Annotated in this window: 15 protein-coding genes; 12 read left to right on the forward strand and 3 right to left on the reverse strand. The window is 65.8% G+C overall.

Annotated features, from left to right (window positions below):
* Positions 1–15: 15 nt before the first annotated feature.
* The 8 genes from KVT37_RS00490 to KVT37_RS00525 all read left to right on the forward strand — a co-directional run bounded on the left by KVT37_RS00490 (position 16) and on the right by KVT37_RS00525 (position 11986).
* A complete protein-coding gene (locus tag KVT37_RS00490) occupies positions 16–684 on the forward strand; it encodes a hypothetical protein (protein WP_217568602.1) in 669 nt (222 codons plus the stop codon).
* Positions 685–791: 107 nt separating this feature from the next.
* Positions 792–995 (forward strand): hypothetical protein, encoded by a 204-nt coding sequence (locus KVT37_RS00495; protein ID WP_254633735.1) that lies wholly within the window; start codon positions 792–794, stop codon positions 993–995.
* Complete coding sequence (locus KVT37_RS00500) at positions 988–2115, forward strand: efflux RND transporter periplasmic adaptor subunit (protein WP_217568603.1); 1128 nt, start codon at positions 988–990, stop codon at positions 2113–2115. The genes KVT37_RS00495 and KVT37_RS00500 overlap by 8 nt, the downstream gene beginning before the upstream one ends.
* Positions 2112–5258 carry an efflux RND transporter permease subunit gene (locus KVT37_RS00505; RefSeq protein WP_254633736.1) on the forward strand — a complete coding sequence of 1049 codons (3147 nt, stop codon included), beginning with the start codon at positions 2112–2114 and terminating at the stop codon, positions 5256–5258. Before KVT37_RS00500 ends, KVT37_RS00505 begins: the two co-directional genes overlap by 4 nt.
* Positions 5242–6531, forward strand: a complete 1290-nt coding sequence (locus KVT37_RS00510; protein WP_217568606.1) for an efflux RND transporter periplasmic adaptor subunit — start codon at positions 5242–5244, stop codon at positions 6529–6531. Before KVT37_RS00505 ends, KVT37_RS00510 begins: the two co-directional genes overlap by 17 nt.
* Positions 6532–6534: 3 nt before the next feature.
* On the forward strand, positions 6535–9678 hold the full coding sequence (locus KVT37_RS00515; protein WP_217568608.1) for an efflux RND transporter permease subunit: 3144 nt from the start codon (positions 6535–6537) through the stop codon (positions 9676–9678).
* Positions 9679–9691: 13 nt separating this feature from the next.
* Entirely contained in the window at positions 9692–11185 is a 1494-nt protein-coding gene (locus KVT37_RS00520) for an efflux transporter outer membrane subunit (RefSeq protein WP_217568610.1), read from the forward strand.
* Between the two features lie 114 nt (positions 11186–11299).
* Entirely contained in the window at positions 11300–11986 is a 687-nt protein-coding gene (locus tag KVT37_RS00525; protein WP_217568612.1) for an aspartyl/asparaginyl beta-hydroxylase domain-containing protein, read from the forward strand.
* Positions 11987–12002: 16 nt separating this feature from the next.
* On the opposite strand, the gene KVT37_RS00530 is transcribed toward KVT37_RS00525, so the two are convergent.
* The 3 genes from KVT37_RS00530 to KVT37_RS00540 all read right to left on the reverse strand — a co-directional run bounded on the left by KVT37_RS00530 (position 12003) and on the right by KVT37_RS00540 (position 13170).
* Positions 12003–12308: a DUF982 domain-containing protein gene (locus tag KVT37_RS00530; RefSeq protein WP_217568614.1), complete on the reverse strand. Its 306-nt coding sequence runs from the start codon at positions 12306–12308 to the stop codon at positions 12003–12005.
* A gap of 180 nt (positions 12309–12488) precedes the next feature.
* Entirely contained in the window at positions 12489–12725 is a 237-nt protein-coding gene (locus KVT37_RS00535; RefSeq protein ID WP_217568616.1) for a hypothetical protein, read from the reverse strand.
* A gap of 112 nt (positions 12726–12837) precedes the next feature.
* On the reverse strand, positions 12838–13170 hold the full coding sequence (locus KVT37_RS00540; RefSeq protein ID WP_217568619.1) for a hypothetical protein: 333 nt from the start codon (positions 13168–13170) through the stop codon (positions 12838–12840).
* Positions 13171–13438: 268 nt separating this feature from the next.
* On the opposite strand from KVT37_RS00540, the gene map reads away from it, so the two are divergent.
* From map to KVT37_RS00560, 4 genes are all read left to right on the forward strand, one after another.
* A complete protein-coding gene (gene map / locus KVT37_RS00545) occupies positions 13439–14266 on the forward strand; it encodes a type I methionyl aminopeptidase (RefSeq protein WP_217568621.1) in 828 nt (275 codons plus the stop codon).
* Positions 14267–14298: 32 nt separating this feature from the next.
* Complete coding sequence (gene radC, locus KVT37_RS00550; RefSeq protein WP_217568623.1) at positions 14299–15063, forward strand: DNA repair protein RadC; 765 nt, start codon at positions 14299–14301, stop codon at positions 15061–15063.
* Positions 15064–15322: 259 nt separating this feature from the next.
* Positions 15323–16501, forward strand: a complete 1179-nt coding sequence (locus KVT37_RS00555) for a PfkB family carbohydrate kinase (protein ID WP_217568625.1) — start codon at positions 15323–15325, stop codon at positions 16499–16501.
* A 66-nt stretch (positions 16502–16567) separates the two neighbouring features.
* Positions 16568–17344 (forward strand): glutamine amidotransferase, encoded by a 777-nt coding sequence (locus KVT37_RS00560; protein WP_217568627.1) that lies wholly within the window; start codon positions 16568–16570, stop codon positions 17342–17344.
* Positions 17345–17368 lie beyond the last annotated feature (24 nt).

Here is a 17368-nt window from a genome sequence, read left to right on the forward strand (position 1 = left end):
GGAAAGGATCACGTCATGCGAAGCAGACTTTTGGCGCTCGGCTTGTTCTCGGTCGCGGCCATCCACCCGGTGCTCGCCGCGCAGCCGCAGCCTGGCGCCGCGCCTGGAGACCAGCCGCCGGCAATCGCCCGGCAGGACGACGCGGGCCCCGGCCCGATGCCGTGGCACGGCCCGCGCTGGGCGATGCGGCACGGCCCCGAGGATTTTGGTCCTCGCCACATGGGTCCCCCGCCGCCTGAAATGCTCGCGGCCCGCCTCTCATTGCTTGAGACCCGGGTCGGCATCCGCTCCGAACAGCTCGACGCCTGGCGCGACTACACCAGCGCCCTGCAGGCGGTGCTGGCGCCGCCGGCACGTCCGGACTTCGGTTTGGGCGGCACAGGCGGTCCGGGTCCCGACGGACCGGCGCCAGGTGCCGCCCGCGATCCCTTCGCCTTCCAGGAAAAGCTGGCCGACGAGGTCACCAAACGCGCCGCCTCGGCCGCCAAGCTCAAGGACGCCATCGCGGTGCTGCGTACCACGCTGACGCCCGAGCAGCTCGAAATACTTGCTTCGGCGGATCGGCCGCACGGCCCGCCCCCCGGTCCATGGGGTGATCCGCCGGACGCAGCCGGCCCCGGAGGTCTGCCCGATCACGGCGGACAGCTCCCTCCACCCCTACCCCGGAGTGACGAGCAACTCTGACCGGCTGCGCCGGCCGGCCCCGCTGACCCACCCGTTCAAGGGCCGGCCGGTTCTTTTGCGAATTGGCGGACGTGTGCGCGCGACCGCCGTCAAGGATGGAACGCATTATGATGTGGGAAGCGATGATGATGCTGCGGCTGCTTGCCTCCCTCGGCCCGCCTTTGCCGATCCGCCTCGGTGCCAATGCCGGGCAGCAGATTCTGCCGCGGCAGGTGCTGACAGGGGCGATCCGGCTGAGCTTCGCCGCTTACCGCCTGTCGCTTCCGGTCGCGTCTGCAAACACTGAAAATCATGGCCAGAAAATTGCGTAAAAGGCATCTTCTCCTCGCCGCTATACTGGTCGCGGCCGGCGTCGCCGCGATGCTGAAGGCCTATGGCCGCGGCACGCCCCCGGAGGCTGAGAAAGCCGCGCCCGTCCAGGCAGCCACGCTCACCGTCTCCGTCGAGAAGGTGCTTTCGCGCCAGATCACGTCCTCGGTCAGCGCCACCGGCACCATCTCCGCCTGGCAGGAAGCGACCATCGGCGCGGAAGAAAGCGGCCTGCGCCTCACCGAGATGCTGGTGAAGGAAGGCGACCACGTGAAGGCCGGCGATGTCATCGTCCGGCTCGACGACTCGCTTCTCAAAGCCCAGCTTGCCGAGGAGAAAGCGGCCGTCGCCCAGGCGCAGGCGACGCTCGATTCCGCGCTGTCGGCCGCCGTGCGCGCCGACAAGCTGTTGGCCAGCAATGCCGTCAGCGCGGAGGCCGCCGAGGAAAAGGCAACCTCGGTCAAAACCGGCAAGGCCGGGGTCGAGCAGGCGGAGGCCGCCGCACAGCGGTTGCAGGCCGAGCTCGACAGGACGACCATCCGCGCGCCCTTCGACGGCATCGTTTCCAGCAAGCCGGCCGTGGCCGGCTCCATCGTGCAGGCCAGCACCGAGCTGATGAAGATCATCCGCGACGGCAGGCTGGAGGTCGGCGTGCTCGTCCCTGAAAAGGATCTCGCGGCAATCTCCCTCGGTCAGGCGGCGAACATCGTCGATGCGGCCGGCCGCGCCTTCTCCGGCAGCGTTTCCTCGATCGCCGAGACCGTCAACGCGACCACGCGGCTCGCCACCGTCTATGTCGCGGTCGGCGAAGGCTCGGGTCTGAAGCCGGGCATGTTCGCCCGCGTCACGATCGAGACGGCATCGTCGCGGCAGCTGACCGTCGCCGAAACGGCCCTGGTCTGGCATGACGGCAAGCCGGCGGTTTTCGTCGTCGGCGATGACGGCAAGGTCAGCGCGCGTCCAGTCGCCACCGGCACGCGCCAGAACGGCCGGGTCGCCATCGAAAGCGGCTTGTCCGAAGGCGTTTCCGTCGTCGTCGCCGGGGCCGGCTTCCTCAACGACGGCAACCTCGTGCGCGTCGCGGCCGGCGAGGCCGCCAGCGCGGCGGAGGTGGCGCAATGAACGCCATCTCCTCCTGGTCGATCCGCAATCCGGTTCCGACCATCGTGCTGTTCCTGTCGCTCGCGATCGCCGGCGTCTACGGCTTCATGCAGCTGCGCACCAACAACATGCCCGACATCGACCTGCCGACCGTCACCGTCACGGTGGCGCAACCGGGAGCGGCGCCGAGCGAGATGGAAGTCCAGGTGGCGCGCGTCATCGAAAACGCGGTCGCAACGCTGGAAGGCGTCGACGACGTCTCGACCTCGATTAGCGAGGGCTCGTCCGTCACCACCGTCCAATTCACCCTCGGCACCGATCCCGAGACCGCCACCAACGATGTCCGCAACGCCGTCTCCGGTGTGCAGTCCAGCCTGCCGGCCGCCGCGCAGACCCCGGTCGTGGCGAAGGTCAATGCCACGGGCAATTCGGTGCTGACCTTCGTCGTCGAGGCGCCGGCCATGTCGCCCGATCAACTGAGCTGGTACATCGACAATGACGTCGCCAAGGTCCTGCTCGGTGTCGACGGCGTCTCCAAGGTCACCCGTTCCGGCGGCGTCGACCGCGTCATCCGCGTCGAGCTCGACCCCGACCGGCTTGCGGCGCTCGGCATCAGCGCCGGCGATGTCAGCCAGACGCTCGCCTCGAACAACGTCAACCAGCCGGGCGGCCGCGCCAATATCGGCGGCCAGGAGCAGTCGGTCAGGACGCTCGCCAGCGCCACCACTGTCGAGGCGCTCGCCGATACCCGCATCGCGCTGAGCGGCGCCGGCGACGTCAAGCTCTCCGACCTCGGCAGCGTCACCGACAGTTGGGAAAAGCCGCGTCAGGCGGCCTATCTCGACGGCAGGCAGGTCGTCGCCTTCAATGTCTACAGGTCGGTCGGTTCGAGCGAAATCGACGTGGTCAAGGCCGCCCGCGCGGCGATCGCCGACATGGGCGCGAAGACCACGACGGCAAAATTCACCGAAGTCACCTCCTCGTCCGGCTTCGTCCAGGAGAGCTACGACGCTGCCCTCGAAGCCTTGTGGCTCGGCGCCTTGCTCGCCATCGGCGTTGTCTGGCTGTTCCTGCGCGACATCAGGGCGACGCTGGTGTCGGCGGTGGCGATGCCGCTGTCGCTGATCCCGACCTTCGCGGTGATGGCGGCCTTCGACATCTCGCTCAACAACATCACTTTGCTGGCGCTGTCGCTGGTCGTCGGCATCCTCGTCGACGACGCCATCGTCGAGATCGAGAACATCGTGCGCCACATGCGCCAGACCGGCGTCAGCGCCTACCAGGCGGCGATCGAAGCGGCGGATGAGATCGGGCTGGCCGTGGTGGCAACGACCGCGACCATCGTCGCTGTGTTCCTCCCCGTGGCCTTCATGCCCGGCATTCCAGGCAAATTCTTCTTCTCCTTTGCCGTCGCCGTCTGCGTGTCGGTGCTGTTCTCGCTTCTGGTGGCGCGCATGCTCACCCCGCTGATGGGCGCCTATCTGGTGCGCGCCGGCGGCCATAACGAGGACGACCTGCCCGCCTGGGTGCCGACCTATCTCTGGCTGCTGCGCAAGGCGCTCGATTACCGCTGGATCACATTGTTGGCCGGTATTGCCTTCTTCGCCGGTTCGGTGCTGCTGGCGACCCGGCTGCCGACCGAGTTCATGGCGGCCGCGGACCGTGGCCGCTCGATGATCTCGGTCGAGCTGCAGCCCGGCTCGACCATCGAGCAGACCACGGCGGTGGTGCAGGACATCACCAGACGGCTCGAGAAGGAGCCGGACGTCGACAGCGTGTTTGCCACCATCGGCACGGCGGCTTCGTCGGGTGGCGGACCCAACCAAAGCTTGAGCTCGGCCGAAGTGCGCACCGCGACCGTCACCGTCAACCTCAAGCCGCGCGCCGAGCGGACCGTGAGCCAGCAGCAGTTCGAGGCCGAGGCTTCGCCGAAGCTCAACGACATTCCCGGTGCTCGCATCCAGTTTGGCGCCGACGGCTTCGCCGGCGCCAAGGTCTCGATCACGCTGGTCGGCGATGATGGCGCGGGCCTCGAGAAGGCGAGCAACGCGCTGATCGAGCAAATGAAATCGGTGCCGGGCCTGATCAATCCGACCTCGACGGCCGCCACCACCAAGCCCGAGCTGATCGTGCGGCCCGACAGCGCCAAGGCGGCCGAGCTCGGCGTCACGCCGACTGAGATCGCCGCGACGGTGAAGATCGCCACCATCGGCGACACCGACACCAGCCTGGCGAAATACAATCTCGGCGACCGACAGGTGTCGATCGTCGTCACTTTGCCCGACGGCGCCATCGACGAGCCGGCGAAGCTTGCCGTCCTGCCGCTGACCGGCAGCAAGGGAACGGTGCCGCTCGGCGCCGTCGCCGATATCGGCTTCAATGCCGGCCCGAACAGCATCACGCGTGTCGACCGTAGCCGCAGCGCAACGATAGAGGCCGACCTCTCCGGCCTGACTCTCGGCCAGGCGACGACCGCCATTCGCGCGCTGCCGATCATGAAGAGCCTGCCCCAAGGCGTGCACGAGCTGGCGCGCGGCGACGCCCAGCGCATGCAGGAGCTGTTCTCGGGCTTTGCCACCGCGATCGCCGCCGGCATCATCCTGATGTACCTGACGCTGGTGCTGCTCTTCCGCAGCTTCGTGCAGCCGGTGACTATTCTGGTCGCGCTGCCGCTGTCGGTCGGCGGCGCGCTCGGCTTCCTTCTCATTACCGGCAAGGCGCTTGGCATCTCGCCGCTGATCGGCATACTGATGCTGATGGGCATCGCGGCCAAGAACTCGATCCTGCTCGTCGAGTATGCTCTGGTCGCCGAGAAGGAGCACGGCATGAGCCGCTTCGAGGCACTGCTCGACGCTGCCCGCAAGCGGGCCCGCCCCATCGTCATGACATCGATCGCCATGGGCGCCGGCATGCTGCCGATCGCGCTTGGTATCGGCGCCGACGCGGAGACCCGGGCGCCGATGGCGATCGCCGTCATCGGCGGGCTCATCTCCTCGACCGTGCTCAGCCTCGTCTACGTGCCGGTGGTCTACACCTTCATGGACGACATCCAGAGCTTTCTCGCCCGTCACCTCGGCAAGCTGCTGGTCGAGGCGCCCGGCGCAGCCGAAAAGGCGAGAACCGCAACTCCAGCGAAAGAAACAGCCAATGCACATCCAGCCTAGTCGTTCACTTTCGCTGGCAAGCTCGCGCCGCCTGTCTCCCTTGGCAGGGATGCTGTGTGCCGCGCTTCTTCTGGCCGCCTGCTCGCAGGAGAAGAGCCAGGTGCCGCCCGGCATGGGAGGCGCCGGCAGGCCCGAGGTCGGCGTCGTCACGCTGCATCCGCAGTCGGTCGCGATCACCGCCGAGCTGCCGGGCCGCACGGCGGCCTCGCTCGTCGCCGAGGTACGCCCGCAGGTCGACGGCATCATCCGGCAGCGCCTGTTCCAGGAAGGCGCCGAGGTGGTGGCGGGACAGCCGCTCTACCTCATCGATCCGGCGAGCTACCAGGCCGCTTATGACAGCGCCGTCGCCACGCAGCAGAAGGCGGAGGCCGCGGTGCCCACCGCGCAGGCGAAATTCGACCGATATTCCGGGCTCTTGAAGCAGAATGTCGTCTCGAAGCAGGATTACGACGATGCCGCCGCGACGCTGGCGCAGGCCCAGGCGGACGTCGCATCGGCCAAGGCCAGTGTCGAGACCGCGAAGATCAGCCTCGACCGGACCTCGATCACCGCGCCGATCGCCGGCCGCATCGACAAGTCGACATTGACGCCGGGAGCCCTGGTCACCGCCAACCAGGAAACGGTGCTGACCACCATCCGCTCGCTCGACCCGATCAATGTCGACGTCACGCAGTCGAGCACCAATCTGCTCAACCTGCGCCAGGCGATCAACGAGGGCCGGATCAAGTTCAGCGGGCCTAATGTCAGCGTCAAGTTGAAGCTCGACAACGGCACCATCTACACACGGAACGGCAAGCTGGAGTTCGCCGGCGCCAATGTCGACCAGTCCACGGGCACCTTCGCGCTGAGGGCCCAGTTCCCCAATCCCGATCGCCTGCTCTTGCCCGGCATGTATGTGCGCGCCATCGTCGAGGAAGGCGTCGCCCAGAACAGCTTCCTGGTGCCGCAGCGCGGCGTCACCCGCGACCCCAAGGGCCAGGCGACGGCCATGGTGGTCAATGCCGAGGGCAAGGTCGAGCAGCGGACGCTGAGCGTGCGCAACAGCGTCGGCAACAACTGGCTGGTCGATTCCGGCATCAACGATGGCGACCGCGTCATCGTCGAGGGCCTGCAGCTGGTGCGCGCCGGCGGCGACGCGACGGCGGTCGAAGTGACCATCGACGAGACGACCGGCGAGATCAAGGACCGCGAGCAGAACTCCGCGTCGGCGGCGGCTGACGGCAATGCCGCCGGCGCCGCGAAGCAGCCCGCCTCTGGCGCAGCCGGGAACTGAGCGATGTCGGGATTCTTCATCAACCGGCCGATCTTCGCCTGGGTGATCGCCATCGTCATCATGCTGGGCGGCCTTCTGGCGCTGCAATCGCTGCCGATCTCGCAATATCCGCAGATCGCGCCGACCACGGTCAACATCAGCGCCAGCTATCCCGGCGCCGATGCCCAGACCGTCGAGAACTCGGTGACCAAGGTCATCGAACAGGGCATGACCGGCATAGACAATCTCGACTATATGACGGCGACATCGACCTCGACCGGGCAGGCGTCGATCACGCTGACCTTCACCAGCGCCGCCAATCCCGACACGGCGCAGGTGCAGACGCAGAACAAGCTCCAGCTCGTGCAGTCGCAGCTGCCGCAAGTCGTGCAGAGCAACGGCATCACCGTCTCCAAATCCTCGACCGGCTTCCTGATGGTCATCGGCTTCGTCTCCAGCGACGGCAAGATGAACTCGACCGACCTCGCCGACTACGTCGACGCAACCATCAACGACACGCTGAAGCGCGTCGAAGGCGTCGGCTCGACGCAGCTCTTCGGCTCCGGCTATGCCATGCGCATCTGGCTCGATCCCGACAAACTGGCGCAATACGCGCTGATGCCGAGCGATGTCGCCACTGCCATCGAAGCGCAGAACACACAGGTATCAGCCGGTCAGCTCGGCGGGCTGCCGGCGCGCAAGGGCCAGCAGCTCAACGCCACGGTGACGGCCAAGAGCCGGCTGCAGACCGCCGAACAGTTCCGCAACATCATCCTGAAGAGCAACACCGACGGCTCGTTGGTGCGGCTGAACGATGTCGCCAAGGTTGAGATCGGCGCCGAGAGCTACACCACGCAAGCCCATTACAACGGCAAGCCAGCCGCGGGCCTCGCCATCAACCTGGCGACCGGCGCCAACGCCATCAGCACGGCGGAAGCGGTGCGCGCGACGATCAATCGCCTGAGTTCCACCTTCCCGCAGGGTGTCGAGGTCGTCTACCCGTATGACACCTCGCCCTTCGTGCGCCTGTCGATCGAGGAAGTGGTGAAGACGCTGGCCGAAGCGATCGTGTTGGTGTTCCTGGTGATGTTCCTGTTCCTGCAGAACCTGCGGGCCACCATCATCCCGACGATCGCCGTGCCGGTGGTGCTGCTCGGCACCTTCGGCGTGCTCTCCTTCTTCGGCTATTCGATCAACACCCTGACCATGTTCGCCATGGTGCTGGCTATCGGCCTGCTCGTCGACGACGCCATCGTCGTGGTCGAGAATGTCGAGCGCGTGATGCAGGAAGAAGGCCTGCCGCCGAAAGAGGCGACGCGCAAATCGATGAACGAGATCACCGGCGCGCTGATCGGCATCGCCACCGTGCTGTCGGCCGTGTTCGTGCCGATGGCCTTCTTCGGCGGCTCCACCGGCATCATCTACCGGCAATTCTCGGTCACCATCGTCTCGGCGATGGTGCTTTCTGTGCTGGTAGCACTTGTGCTGACGCCGGCGCTCTGCGCCACCATCCTGCGCCCGGCCAAGGATCATGCGACGCAGAAAGGTCCGTTCGGCTGGTTCAACCGCGTCTTCGATCGCGGCACGATCGCCTACCGCGACGGCTCGCACGGCATCATCAACCGCTCCTGGCGCTTCCTTGTCGTGTTCATGGCCATCGTCATCGGCATGGGCTGGATGTTTGCCCGCCTGCCGAGCTCCTTCCTGCCTGACGAGGATCAGGGCATCCTGATCACCAGCGCATCGCTTCCCGTCGGCGCGACGCAGGACCGCACCGAGCGCGTGCTGGCTCAGGTCACGAACCACTATCTGAACGAAGAGAAGGACGCGGTCGAAGGCGTGTTCACCGCTTCCGGCTTCGGCTTCGGCGGCGCCGGACAGAATGTCGGCATCGCCTTCGTGCGGCTGAAGGATTTCGACCAGCGCAAATCACCGGCTCTGGCAGCGCCCGCGGTCGCCGGCCGCGCCATGGGCGCTTTCAGGGCGATCAGGGATGCCCAGGTGTTCGCGCTTGCCCCGCCGGCCATCCAGGGCTTCGGCAACACCAACGGCTTCGATTTCTACCTGCAGGACGTCAACGGCGCCGGCCATGAGGCGCTGATCCAGACGCGCAACCAGCTTCTCGGTCTCGCCGCCAAGAGCAAGCTGCTCGCCAACACGCGTCCCAACGGCCAGGAGGACCAGCCGCAATTCTCGGTCGACATCGACCAGGAGAAGGCGAGCGCGCTGGGCATCAGCCTTGCCGACATCAACAACACGCTCTCCACGGCCTGGGGCAGCGACTACGTCAACGACTTCATCGATCGCGGCCGGGTGAAGCCGGTCTATCTGCAGTCGGATCCGGACTTCCGCATGCAGCCGGAAGACCTCGACAAATGGCAGGTCCGCAACTCCGGCGGCGCCATGGTGCCGTTCTCGGCCTTCGCCTCCAGCCACTGGACATACGGATCGCCCCGCCTCGAACGCTACAACGGTTCGGCCGCGGTCGAGGTCCAGGGCGCGGCGGCCGCCGGCCAGAGCTCGGGCGCCGCCATGGACGAGATCGACAGGCTGGTCGCGCAATTGCCCGCCGGCTATTCGCATGAATGGACCGGGCTGTCGCATCAGGAAAAGCTTTCCGGCAACCAGGCGATGTCGCTCTACGCGATTTCGGCGCTCGTCGTCTTCCTGTGCCTTGCCGCGCTTTACGAGAGCTGGTCGATCCCGTTCGCGGTGATGCTCTCGGTGCCGATCGGCATCTTCGGCGCGCTGGCGGCGGCCACCCTCTTCGGCCAGACCAACGACGTGTATTTCAAGGTCGGGCTACTGACCACGATCGGTCTTGCCGCCAAGAACGCAATCCTCATCGTCGAGTTCGCCATCGAGCGGCAGGCGGCCGGAATGGGACTGGTCGAAGCGACGCTCGAAGCGGCGCGACAACGCCTGCGGCCGATCCTGATGACGTCGCTGGCCTTCATCCTCGGCGTCACGCCTTTGGCGATCGCCAGCGGCGCGGGCTCCGGCGCGCAGAACTCGGTCGGCATCGGCGTCATGGGCGGCATGATCGCGGCGACGGCGATCGGCGTCTTCTTGGTGCCGCTTTTGTTCGTCACGGTGCGCCGCATCTTCAAGGGCAAGGCAGCCAACGAGAATTCGGGCGGGACACCAGCCAAAGCCACTCAAGAATAAAGGTTTCCCTCAAATGACAGGTTTTGAACGCGGTCTCGCGACCGCGAAGGGGCTCTTTTTGCCCACATTTGCCGCTGTCCTGCTCTCCGGATGCGTCGTCGGTCCGGATTACCAGAAGCCGCTCCTGGCGATGCCGGCGAGTTGGACCGGACGGAAGACGGCCAAACCGGCACAGCCGGCGCAATTGTCGAAATGGTGGCAGCGGCTGCGCGATCCCGAGCTGAACGCGCTGGTCGAGGAAGCCGTTGCCGGCAATCTCGACGTTGCCACGGCCAGAGCCAAGATCCGCGAGGCACGGGCGAGCTACCGCCAGTCGGTCGGGGCATTGCTGCCCTCCGCGGACGGTTCGGCTTCGGCCACCCGCAACAGGGCCTCGGCCAGCAGCGCGGGCACCACGGCCAGCGAGACCTATAGCCAATACCAGGCGGGCTTCGATTCCAGCTGGGAGCTCGACCTCTTCGGCGCCAACCGCAGGGGCGTCGAGGCCGCCAGCTATGGTATCGACGCTTCCGAGGAAAACCTGCGCTCGACGCTGTTGACCCTGGTCGGCGATGTCGGCTCCAACTATGTCCAGGCGCGCGGCTATCAGACCCGCATCGCGCTTGCCCGGCGCGCGGCCGCATCGCAAAGGCAAACCGCCGAACTGACCCGCACGATGGCTCGAGCCGGCACCGCGTCGGCGGCCGATGTCGCCAAGGCCATGGGACAGGCAAGCAGCACGGAAGCCACGATTCCGTCACTGGAAGCGAACTATGCCGAAGCCGTGCACCGGCTTTCGGTGCTGACCGGCCGGCCGCCGGCCACCCTTGTCGAACGGTTGAAGCGGGGGACTCCGATCCCGGCGCCGCGCCTGCCGATCCCGACCGGCATTCCGTCCGACATCCTGCTCGCGCGCCCGGATGTGCGCATGGCCGAGCGGCAATATGCGCAGTCCACCGCCAAGATCGGGCAGGCCGAGGCGGCGCGTTATCCCAGCGTCAGCCTGACCGGCGACATCAGCACCACGGCTCTCAAGCTCGGCGACCTCGGCAAGAACTCCACCATCGGCTGGTCGTTCGGGCCGTCGCTCAGCGTGCCGCTGTTCAATGCCGGGCAATTGGAGGCGGCCGTCGACGTCGCCCGCGCCCAGCGCGATCAGTATTTCATCGCCTACAAAGCCTCGGTCCTGACCGCGCTGGAAGATGTCGAGAACGCGCTCGTGTCGCTGGCTCAGGAGCGGATCAGGAACGGCAAGCTTGCGTCCTCGACGAAATCCTACACGGACGCAGCGCAATTGGAGCGCACCCTCTACAAGGCCGGCGAGGCAAGCCTCCTCGATGTGCTGGATGCCGAGCGTTCGGCCTATTCGGCCGAGGACTCGCTGCTGCAGAGCCGCGTCTCGATCGCCACCGACTACATAGCCCTCAACAAGGCGCTGGGCGGCGGCTGGAACGGCGCGATCGACACCGCCAGGCCCGAAGTCGTCGATGCTGCCACCGGCCCGCGGCTGGCGTCGAAGGCGCAGTGACGGGCGAGCTCACGATGTCGACTCCGCTGTTGACGGCCCGAACAAATCTCCGTGAGTCATGGCCGCGAGCAATCAGCCACTATATAACAATAACAACGGCTTCGAGGTAATGAGATGTCAGGCGCCTACGATCTGGGAACCAATCTTGTCCGCCGTATCTATGAAAAGCGCATAGATGCGCCGGCCATTCTCGATGCCGGAACGCATTTTCCCAATGCGGCGAAGTTCGCCGCCGCCTGGCAGGGCATCCGCGACGAGGCGCTGGCGGCAAAGCTGAACACGGCGCCTCGCTTCCACGACATCATGCCGGAGCAGGCCGACATCTCCGCCAATGACGGCCTGGACTGGCGCATGTTCGTGCTCAAGGCCTACGATATGACGGTGCCCGAAAACCTCGCGCGCATGCCGGTGCTGAGCCGGCTGCTCACGGAGTGTCCCGAGGTCAAATCGGCGGCTGTCTCGTTTCTCGCCCCGCGCAAGCATATCCCCGCCCACCGTGGCCCCTTCCGCGGCATCATGCGCTTCCATCTCGGCCTGGTCATCCCGAAGCAGCCGGATGGCCGGCCGGCAACGATCATGATGATCAATCACGAGGAGCGGCGCATCGCCGACGGCGAATGCATGCTGTGGGACGACACGTTCGAGCACGAGGTGATGAACAACTCGGACCAGCCGCGCGTCGCTCTGCTGCTCGACGTCTGGCGTCCGAAGATGCCGCTCGACATGGAAATCCTGTCGCGCGTGATCGTGCGCGGCGTGCAGGTGGGGATGCGCTATCGTGGCGTGTCGTTCGGCGGCTGACCCAGCGGAACCGTGGTTAAATCCTTGCCTCGCGGGGCAAATTTGCCCCGCCGCCGCGCTTGCCGGGGAACATAGCGTCCCTCGCCAGCAATCCGCTGACGCGGCAGAAGGCAGCGAAGGCGCGGCAGGCTTCCTCGGTGCTGGCGATATCGACCGTCGCGCCGAAGCAGGCATTGAAGGCGGCGTCATAAACCTTGCCTTGGCGGCGCTTCGGCCAGTCCTGCAGAAAGTCGAGCGCCTGCTCGACGCTGTAGATTTCCTCGACCGGCAGGCCGGATGCGGGCGTGATGCGCACCGGCACCTCGAATTGCAGTCTGTCCATTCCCTGTCTCCCGAACTGGCGCAACCCTGGCAACGCCGCTCGTTCTGAAAAGTTGCTTTTGGCGGCCTTCTGACTCGCAAATGTGACCTCAGTGCGGTCGCCGACCGCGCTTGGGCGCGGCGGATCGGACAGGGCGGCGCAACCCGCACCGCCCTGCCCAATGGCGCCTCACTTGTGCGCCTACTGGTTCGCGGGGTCCGTCTCCGCCTCAAAGGCCATGCGGCAGACCACCATCAGAAAATAAGCCGAAGGCACGGCGAAGATGACGCCGAGCACCATCGCGGCCGTTCCTTCCATCCGAAGGGTCGCGGCAACGGCCCAATAGACAGTGCCGATGCAAATGACCGCCTGGACCGTGAGAAAAGACGCGGCCGATGCCGCACGCGTAAGCGTCTTGAACGTCTTGATGCGTTGCATTGAATGAAAATCCGAACTGATGCGCGCGCGACCGGCGGACGGCCAGCGGCCGTCGCCGGATCGCGACGCGAAGAAAAGGTTTTTGGTTTAAGTGCCGCCTTGCGGCTGAGCCTTATGCGGCAGGTGGCGCGCGCGGCTGGTTGGCGTGCGAAGCTGTTGCGCTTGCCGATGCTGATGCGGCGCCGATCTCGGCCGGCAAGGCCTGGCCGACAATCAGGAAACCGGATGCGGGCGCGAGCGCGCCGGTATTGCCGCTGACCAGCTTTATCGGGAGCTGCCGGCTGGCGCGGACTTCAAGCGCCTGCGCCTTGCCGGTCGTTCTGAGCAGCGCGATCGTATCGCCCTGGCGGGCGGCGCTGATGCTGGAACCGCCCGAGAACGAGGCGGCTGACGCGGAGATTTCGGTCTGAGCGAAGCTCAGCAGCGCGAGCATCAGCAACGCCATCAGGCCCGCGCAGGCGGTCCTGACAGACAGCAGCTTCGATCTTTCGCGTTCAGGTGCCGTCAAGGCAATATCTCTCCAGATATCCACCCGCCCTACCGCAGGAGGCCGGGAAAGGAAAGCTTCGCCCCCGCTCTCAGTTCCCGCGAAACATGCCCGGTAAGGCGCGCAATCGCACTTCGTCCTTGAACCTTGCGGCTTCCGGTGCCAAATCTGGAGAAACTTTCCTTGCATCGGCTCACATCATGGGCCGGCACTCCGAACGGACAAAATGGTTACCTATCTCGACGCCTCGACGGCCCCTTTGAGAAACACCGGCCAAATAAGGCTCTATGGCGAGGAAGGCTTTGCCGGCATGCGCAAGGCCTGCGATCTCACCGCGCGCTGCCTCGACGAGCTCGTGCCGATGGTAAAGCCCGGCGTGACGACGGAAGCGATCGACCGCTTCGTCTTCGAATTCGGCATGGACAACGGCGCACTGCCGGCAACGCTGAACTATCGCGGCTACACCAAGTCGTCCTGCACTTCGATCAACCATGTCGTCTGCCATGGCATTCCCGACAACAAGCCGCTGAAGGAAGGCGACGTCGTCAACATCGACGTCACCTATATCCTAGACGGCTGGCACGGCGATTCCTCGCGCATGTATCCGGTGGGCATGATCAAGCGCGCCGCCGAGCGCCTGCTCGAAGTGACCTATGAGTGCCTGATGCGCGGCATCGCCGCGATCAAGCCCGGCGCCCGCACCGGCGCCATCGGCGCCGCGATCCAGACCTACGCCGAGGCCGAGCGCTGCTCGGTGGTGCGCGACTTCTGCGGCCATGGCGTCGGCCAGCTTTTCCACGACGCGCCGAACATCCTGCATTACGGCACCGCCAATGAAGGCGTCGAGATGCGGCCCGGCATGATCTTCACCGTCGAGCCGATGATCAATCTCGGCCGCCCGCATGTGAAGGTGCTCTCGGACGGCTGGACGGCCGTCACGCGCGATCGCTCGCTGTCGGCGCAATACGAGCACACGATAGGCGTCACCGACACCGGCTGCGAGATCTTCACGCTGTCGCCGAAAAAGCTCGACCGCCCCGGCCTGCCGGCCTAGGTTTCAGCCAAAGCCTTCGGGGGGATGGGGCATTGGGCAAAGTCGACGACGAGCGGGCGTTCTTTTCCGAAGCCTGGATCGAACCGCCGCAAAAGCCCCTGAAGAAGGCGGCGGCGGTGGAAGAGAAGCCGCATTATCATGGCCATCGCGACCGCCTGCGCGAACGATTTGTCGCCGGCGGTCCGGACGCCCTGCCCGACTATGAACTGCTCGAACTGCTGCTCTTCCGGCTGATCCCGCGCGTCGACACCAAGCCGATCGCCAAGGCGCTGATCGCCCGCTTCGGTTCGCTCGCCGAAGTGCTCGGCGCGCCGGCATCCCTGCTTGAGGAAGTCAAAGGCATCGGCCCGACGGTCGCGACCGATCTCAAGGTCATCGCCGCCACGGCGCAGCGCATGGCGCGCGGCGAGGTGCGCGGCCGCGAAGTGCTGTCCAACTGGACGCAACTGCTCGACTATTGCCGTTCGGCCATGGCCTTCGAGAGCCGCGAACAGTTCCGCATCCTGTTCCTCGACAAGAAGAACGGGCTGATCGCCGACGAAGTGCAGCAGACCGGCACCGTCGACCACACGCCGGTCTATCCGCGCGAGGTGGTGAAGCGCGCGCTGGAGCTCTCCGCCAGCGCCGTCATCCTGGTCCACAACCACCCTTCGGGCGACCCGACGCCGTCCCGCGCTGACATCGAGATGACCAAGCAGATCATCGATACGGCCAAGCCCCTCGGCATTTCCGTGCACGATCACATCATCATCGGCCGCAAGGGCAACGCCTCGATGAAAGGCCTGCTGCTGATTTGAGCGGCTGGCGACGCTGCTGCAGCTTTGGGCTCCGGCGCGCTGCTGTCTGCCGTTGAACGGCAGGGCCTGTTGGCCAAGGCGCAAAAAGGGCGAGATTTGAAAATCGTTCAATTGCGCAACGAATGATCCCCGCAGCGGTGCCTGCGCGGATCAATCTTCTACCTGCAAAGGACAGAAGCAGCTTCTTTAGAAGATAATTCCGTTGAGGCCCGGCGTGTCCGCTGCTAGCGTTTTGAAACGCTTCAATTGGATCACGCCTTTGCAACGCAAACGCCCGACCATTGCGGATGTCGCACGGACCGCCGGTGTTTCCATCGGCACGGTCTCGAACTTCATCAATGGCACGGCCGGCCTCAAGGAAGGCACGCGCGACCGCATCGAGAAGGCGATCGCAACCTTGATGTACCGGCCGAGCTCGTTTGCGCGTTCCCTGCCCGGCCGTGCGCCGCAGCGGCCGAAAAATCTCGACCATCTGCCCAGGCTTCTCGTCGCCGGCCGGGTGAGCGTCGACTTCCTGTGCCGCGTCGACGTGCTGCCGCATCGCGACGACCGGATCACGGCAAGCCATATCGAAAAGGCGCTGGGCGGCCCCGCCGCCAATCTCGCGGTCGCCGCCGCCGGCGTCGGCGCTCCCTACGCGCTCGACGTGGAACTGGCGACGGCGGTCGGTCAGGACGCGGAAAGCGACTGGGCGCTGGGCGAGCTTTCCAAGCTGGGCGTCCATGCCTTGCCGATCCGCAGCACGCCCAACAACCGGCTCTCGCAGGCGATCGTCATCATCGAGCGCAACGGCAGCCGCACCATCATCAGCGAACCGTTCGAACTGGGCGAAGTCGACCTGACCGCCAATCTCGACATTCAGCCGGAGCAGCGCCCGGCCTGTCTTCACATCGAAGGCTTTCACTATGAGACGATGACGGCTTCCATCGCGCGCTTTCGTCAGGCCGGCTGGAAGGTGAGCCTGCATTCGGCCGGCCTGCCGAAAAGCGCGCGCACGCCGGAAATCTTCGCGCAGATGGTCAAACAGATCGACCTGACCTTCATCAACGACGTCATGATCAGGGAAATCTACGGCTTTCACACCCGCATGGCGACGATGATCGAGGAAGTTCGCCTGACGCTGTCGCGCATCAAGCCGCGCGGAACGGTCGTGCTTACCTTGGGCGAATTCGGCGCGGTGGTCTTTCCGGCGACCGGCGGTCCACAGATCGAGGTGCCGGCGCTGCCCGTCAACCGGGTGGATGCGACCGGTGCGGGCGACAGCTTCGCCGGCATTTTCCTCAGTCTCTGGCTGCATGGCGCCTCGCTGGAAACCGCCGCCCGCTACGCGGCGGTCGGCGCCAGCCTGACGACGACGGTCGAGGGCGCGCAAGGCTACATCGCCGACTTCGCGACGCTGAAGGCGACCGCCGCGGCGAGCGACGTGATGGCCAGCTAAATCAACGGCTTACCGACCCAGGCGGCCGGCAGGCAACCAACCAGGCAATATCGGGAGTACACGGTCATGGCGAAAACGAAAGTCCTTCTGGTCGGCGAGAGCTGGATGAGTTCGGCCACCCACTACAAGGGCTTCGACCAGTTCGGCAGCGTTACCTTCCATCTCGGCGCCACGCCCCTGGTCAACGCCTTGAAGGGCAGCGAGTTCGATCTTGAATACATGCCGGCCCACGAGGCCGTCGAAAAGTTGCCTTTCACCATGGAGGGCCTGTCGCAATACAAGGCGATCGTGCTCTCCGACATCGGCGCCAATTCGCTCTTGCTGCACCCTGATGTCTGGCTGCACGGCAAGACTGTGCCCAACCGTCTCAAGCTGCTGCGCGACTGGACGCAAGCCGGCGGCGGCCTTGTCATGATCGGCGGCTATTTCAGCTTCCAGGGCATCGACGGCAAGGCCCGCTGGCACCGCACGGCCGTCGAGGACGCGCTGCCGGTGACCTGCCTTCCCAATGACGACCGGCTCGAAATTCCCGAGGGTTTCCGGCCCCAGATCACCGGCCCCGGCGATCATCCGCTCTTTGCCGGTATCGAAGGCGAATGGCCGATCCTGCTCGGCGCCAACGAGGTTGTCGCCCGCGACCGCGAAGATGTCGAGATCCTGGCGCGGCTGCCGCAGGACCAGGGCGGCCACCCGCTGCTGGTCACCGGGCGCCATGGCGAGGGGCGCACTCTGGTCTGGACATCGGATATCGGCCCGCACTGGCTGCCCAACAGCTTCGTCGAATGGCCCGGCTATGCGCGCCTTTGGACCAATGTGCTGCGCTGGGTCAGCAAGGCCGTCTAGCCGATCCGCAACCGCCGGAGGAAC

Source organism: Mesorhizobium sp. GbtcB19, assembly GCF_019091085.1.
GTDB lineage: Bacteria > Pseudomonadota > Alphaproteobacteria > Rhizobiales > Rhizobiaceae > Mesorhizobium.

Coding starts and splice junctions, on each gene's coding strand:
- KVT37_RS00490 (WP_217568602.1), top strand. CDS start 16: ATGCGAAGCAGACTTTTGGCGCTCGGCTTGTTCTCGGTCGCGGCCATC.
- KVT37_RS00495 (WP_254633735.1), top strand. CDS start 792: ATGATGTGGGAAGCGATGATGATGCTGCGGCTGCTTGCCTCCCTCGGC.
- KVT37_RS00505 (WP_254633736.1), top strand. CDS start 2,112: ATGAACGCCATCTCCTCCTGGTCGATCCGCAATCCGGTTCCGACCATC.
- KVT37_RS00510 (WP_217568606.1), top strand. CDS start 5,242: ATGCACATCCAGCCTAGTCGTTCACTTTCGCTGGCAAGCTCGCGCCGC.
- KVT37_RS00515 (WP_217568608.1), top strand. CDS start 6,535: ATGTCGGGATTCTTCATCAACCGGCCGATCTTCGCCTGGGTGATCGCC.
- KVT37_RS00520 (WP_217568610.1), top strand. CDS start 9,692: ATGACAGGTTTTGAACGCGGTCTCGCGACCGCGAAGGGGCTCTTTTTG.
- KVT37_RS00525 (WP_217568612.1), top strand. CDS start 11,300: ATGTCAGGCGCCTACGATCTGGGAACCAATCTTGTCCGCCGTATCTAT.
- KVT37_RS00530 (WP_217568614.1), bottom strand. CDS start 12,308: ATGGACAGACTGCAATTCGAGGTGCCGGTGCGCATCACGCCCGCATCC.
- KVT37_RS00535 (WP_217568616.1), bottom strand. CDS start 12,725: ATGCAACGCATCAAGACGTTCAAGACGCTTACGCGTGCGGCATCGGCC.
- KVT37_RS00540 (WP_217568619.1), bottom strand. CDS start 13,170: ATGGCGTTGCTGATGCTCGCGCTGCTGAGCTTCGCTCAGACCGAAATC.
- map (WP_217568621.1), top strand. CDS start 13,439: ATGGTTACCTATCTCGACGCCTCGACGGCCCCTTTGAGAAACACCGGC.
- KVT37_RS00560 (WP_217568627.1), top strand. CDS start 16,568: ATGGCGAAAACGAAAGTCCTTCTGGTCGGCGAGAGCTGGATGAGTTCG.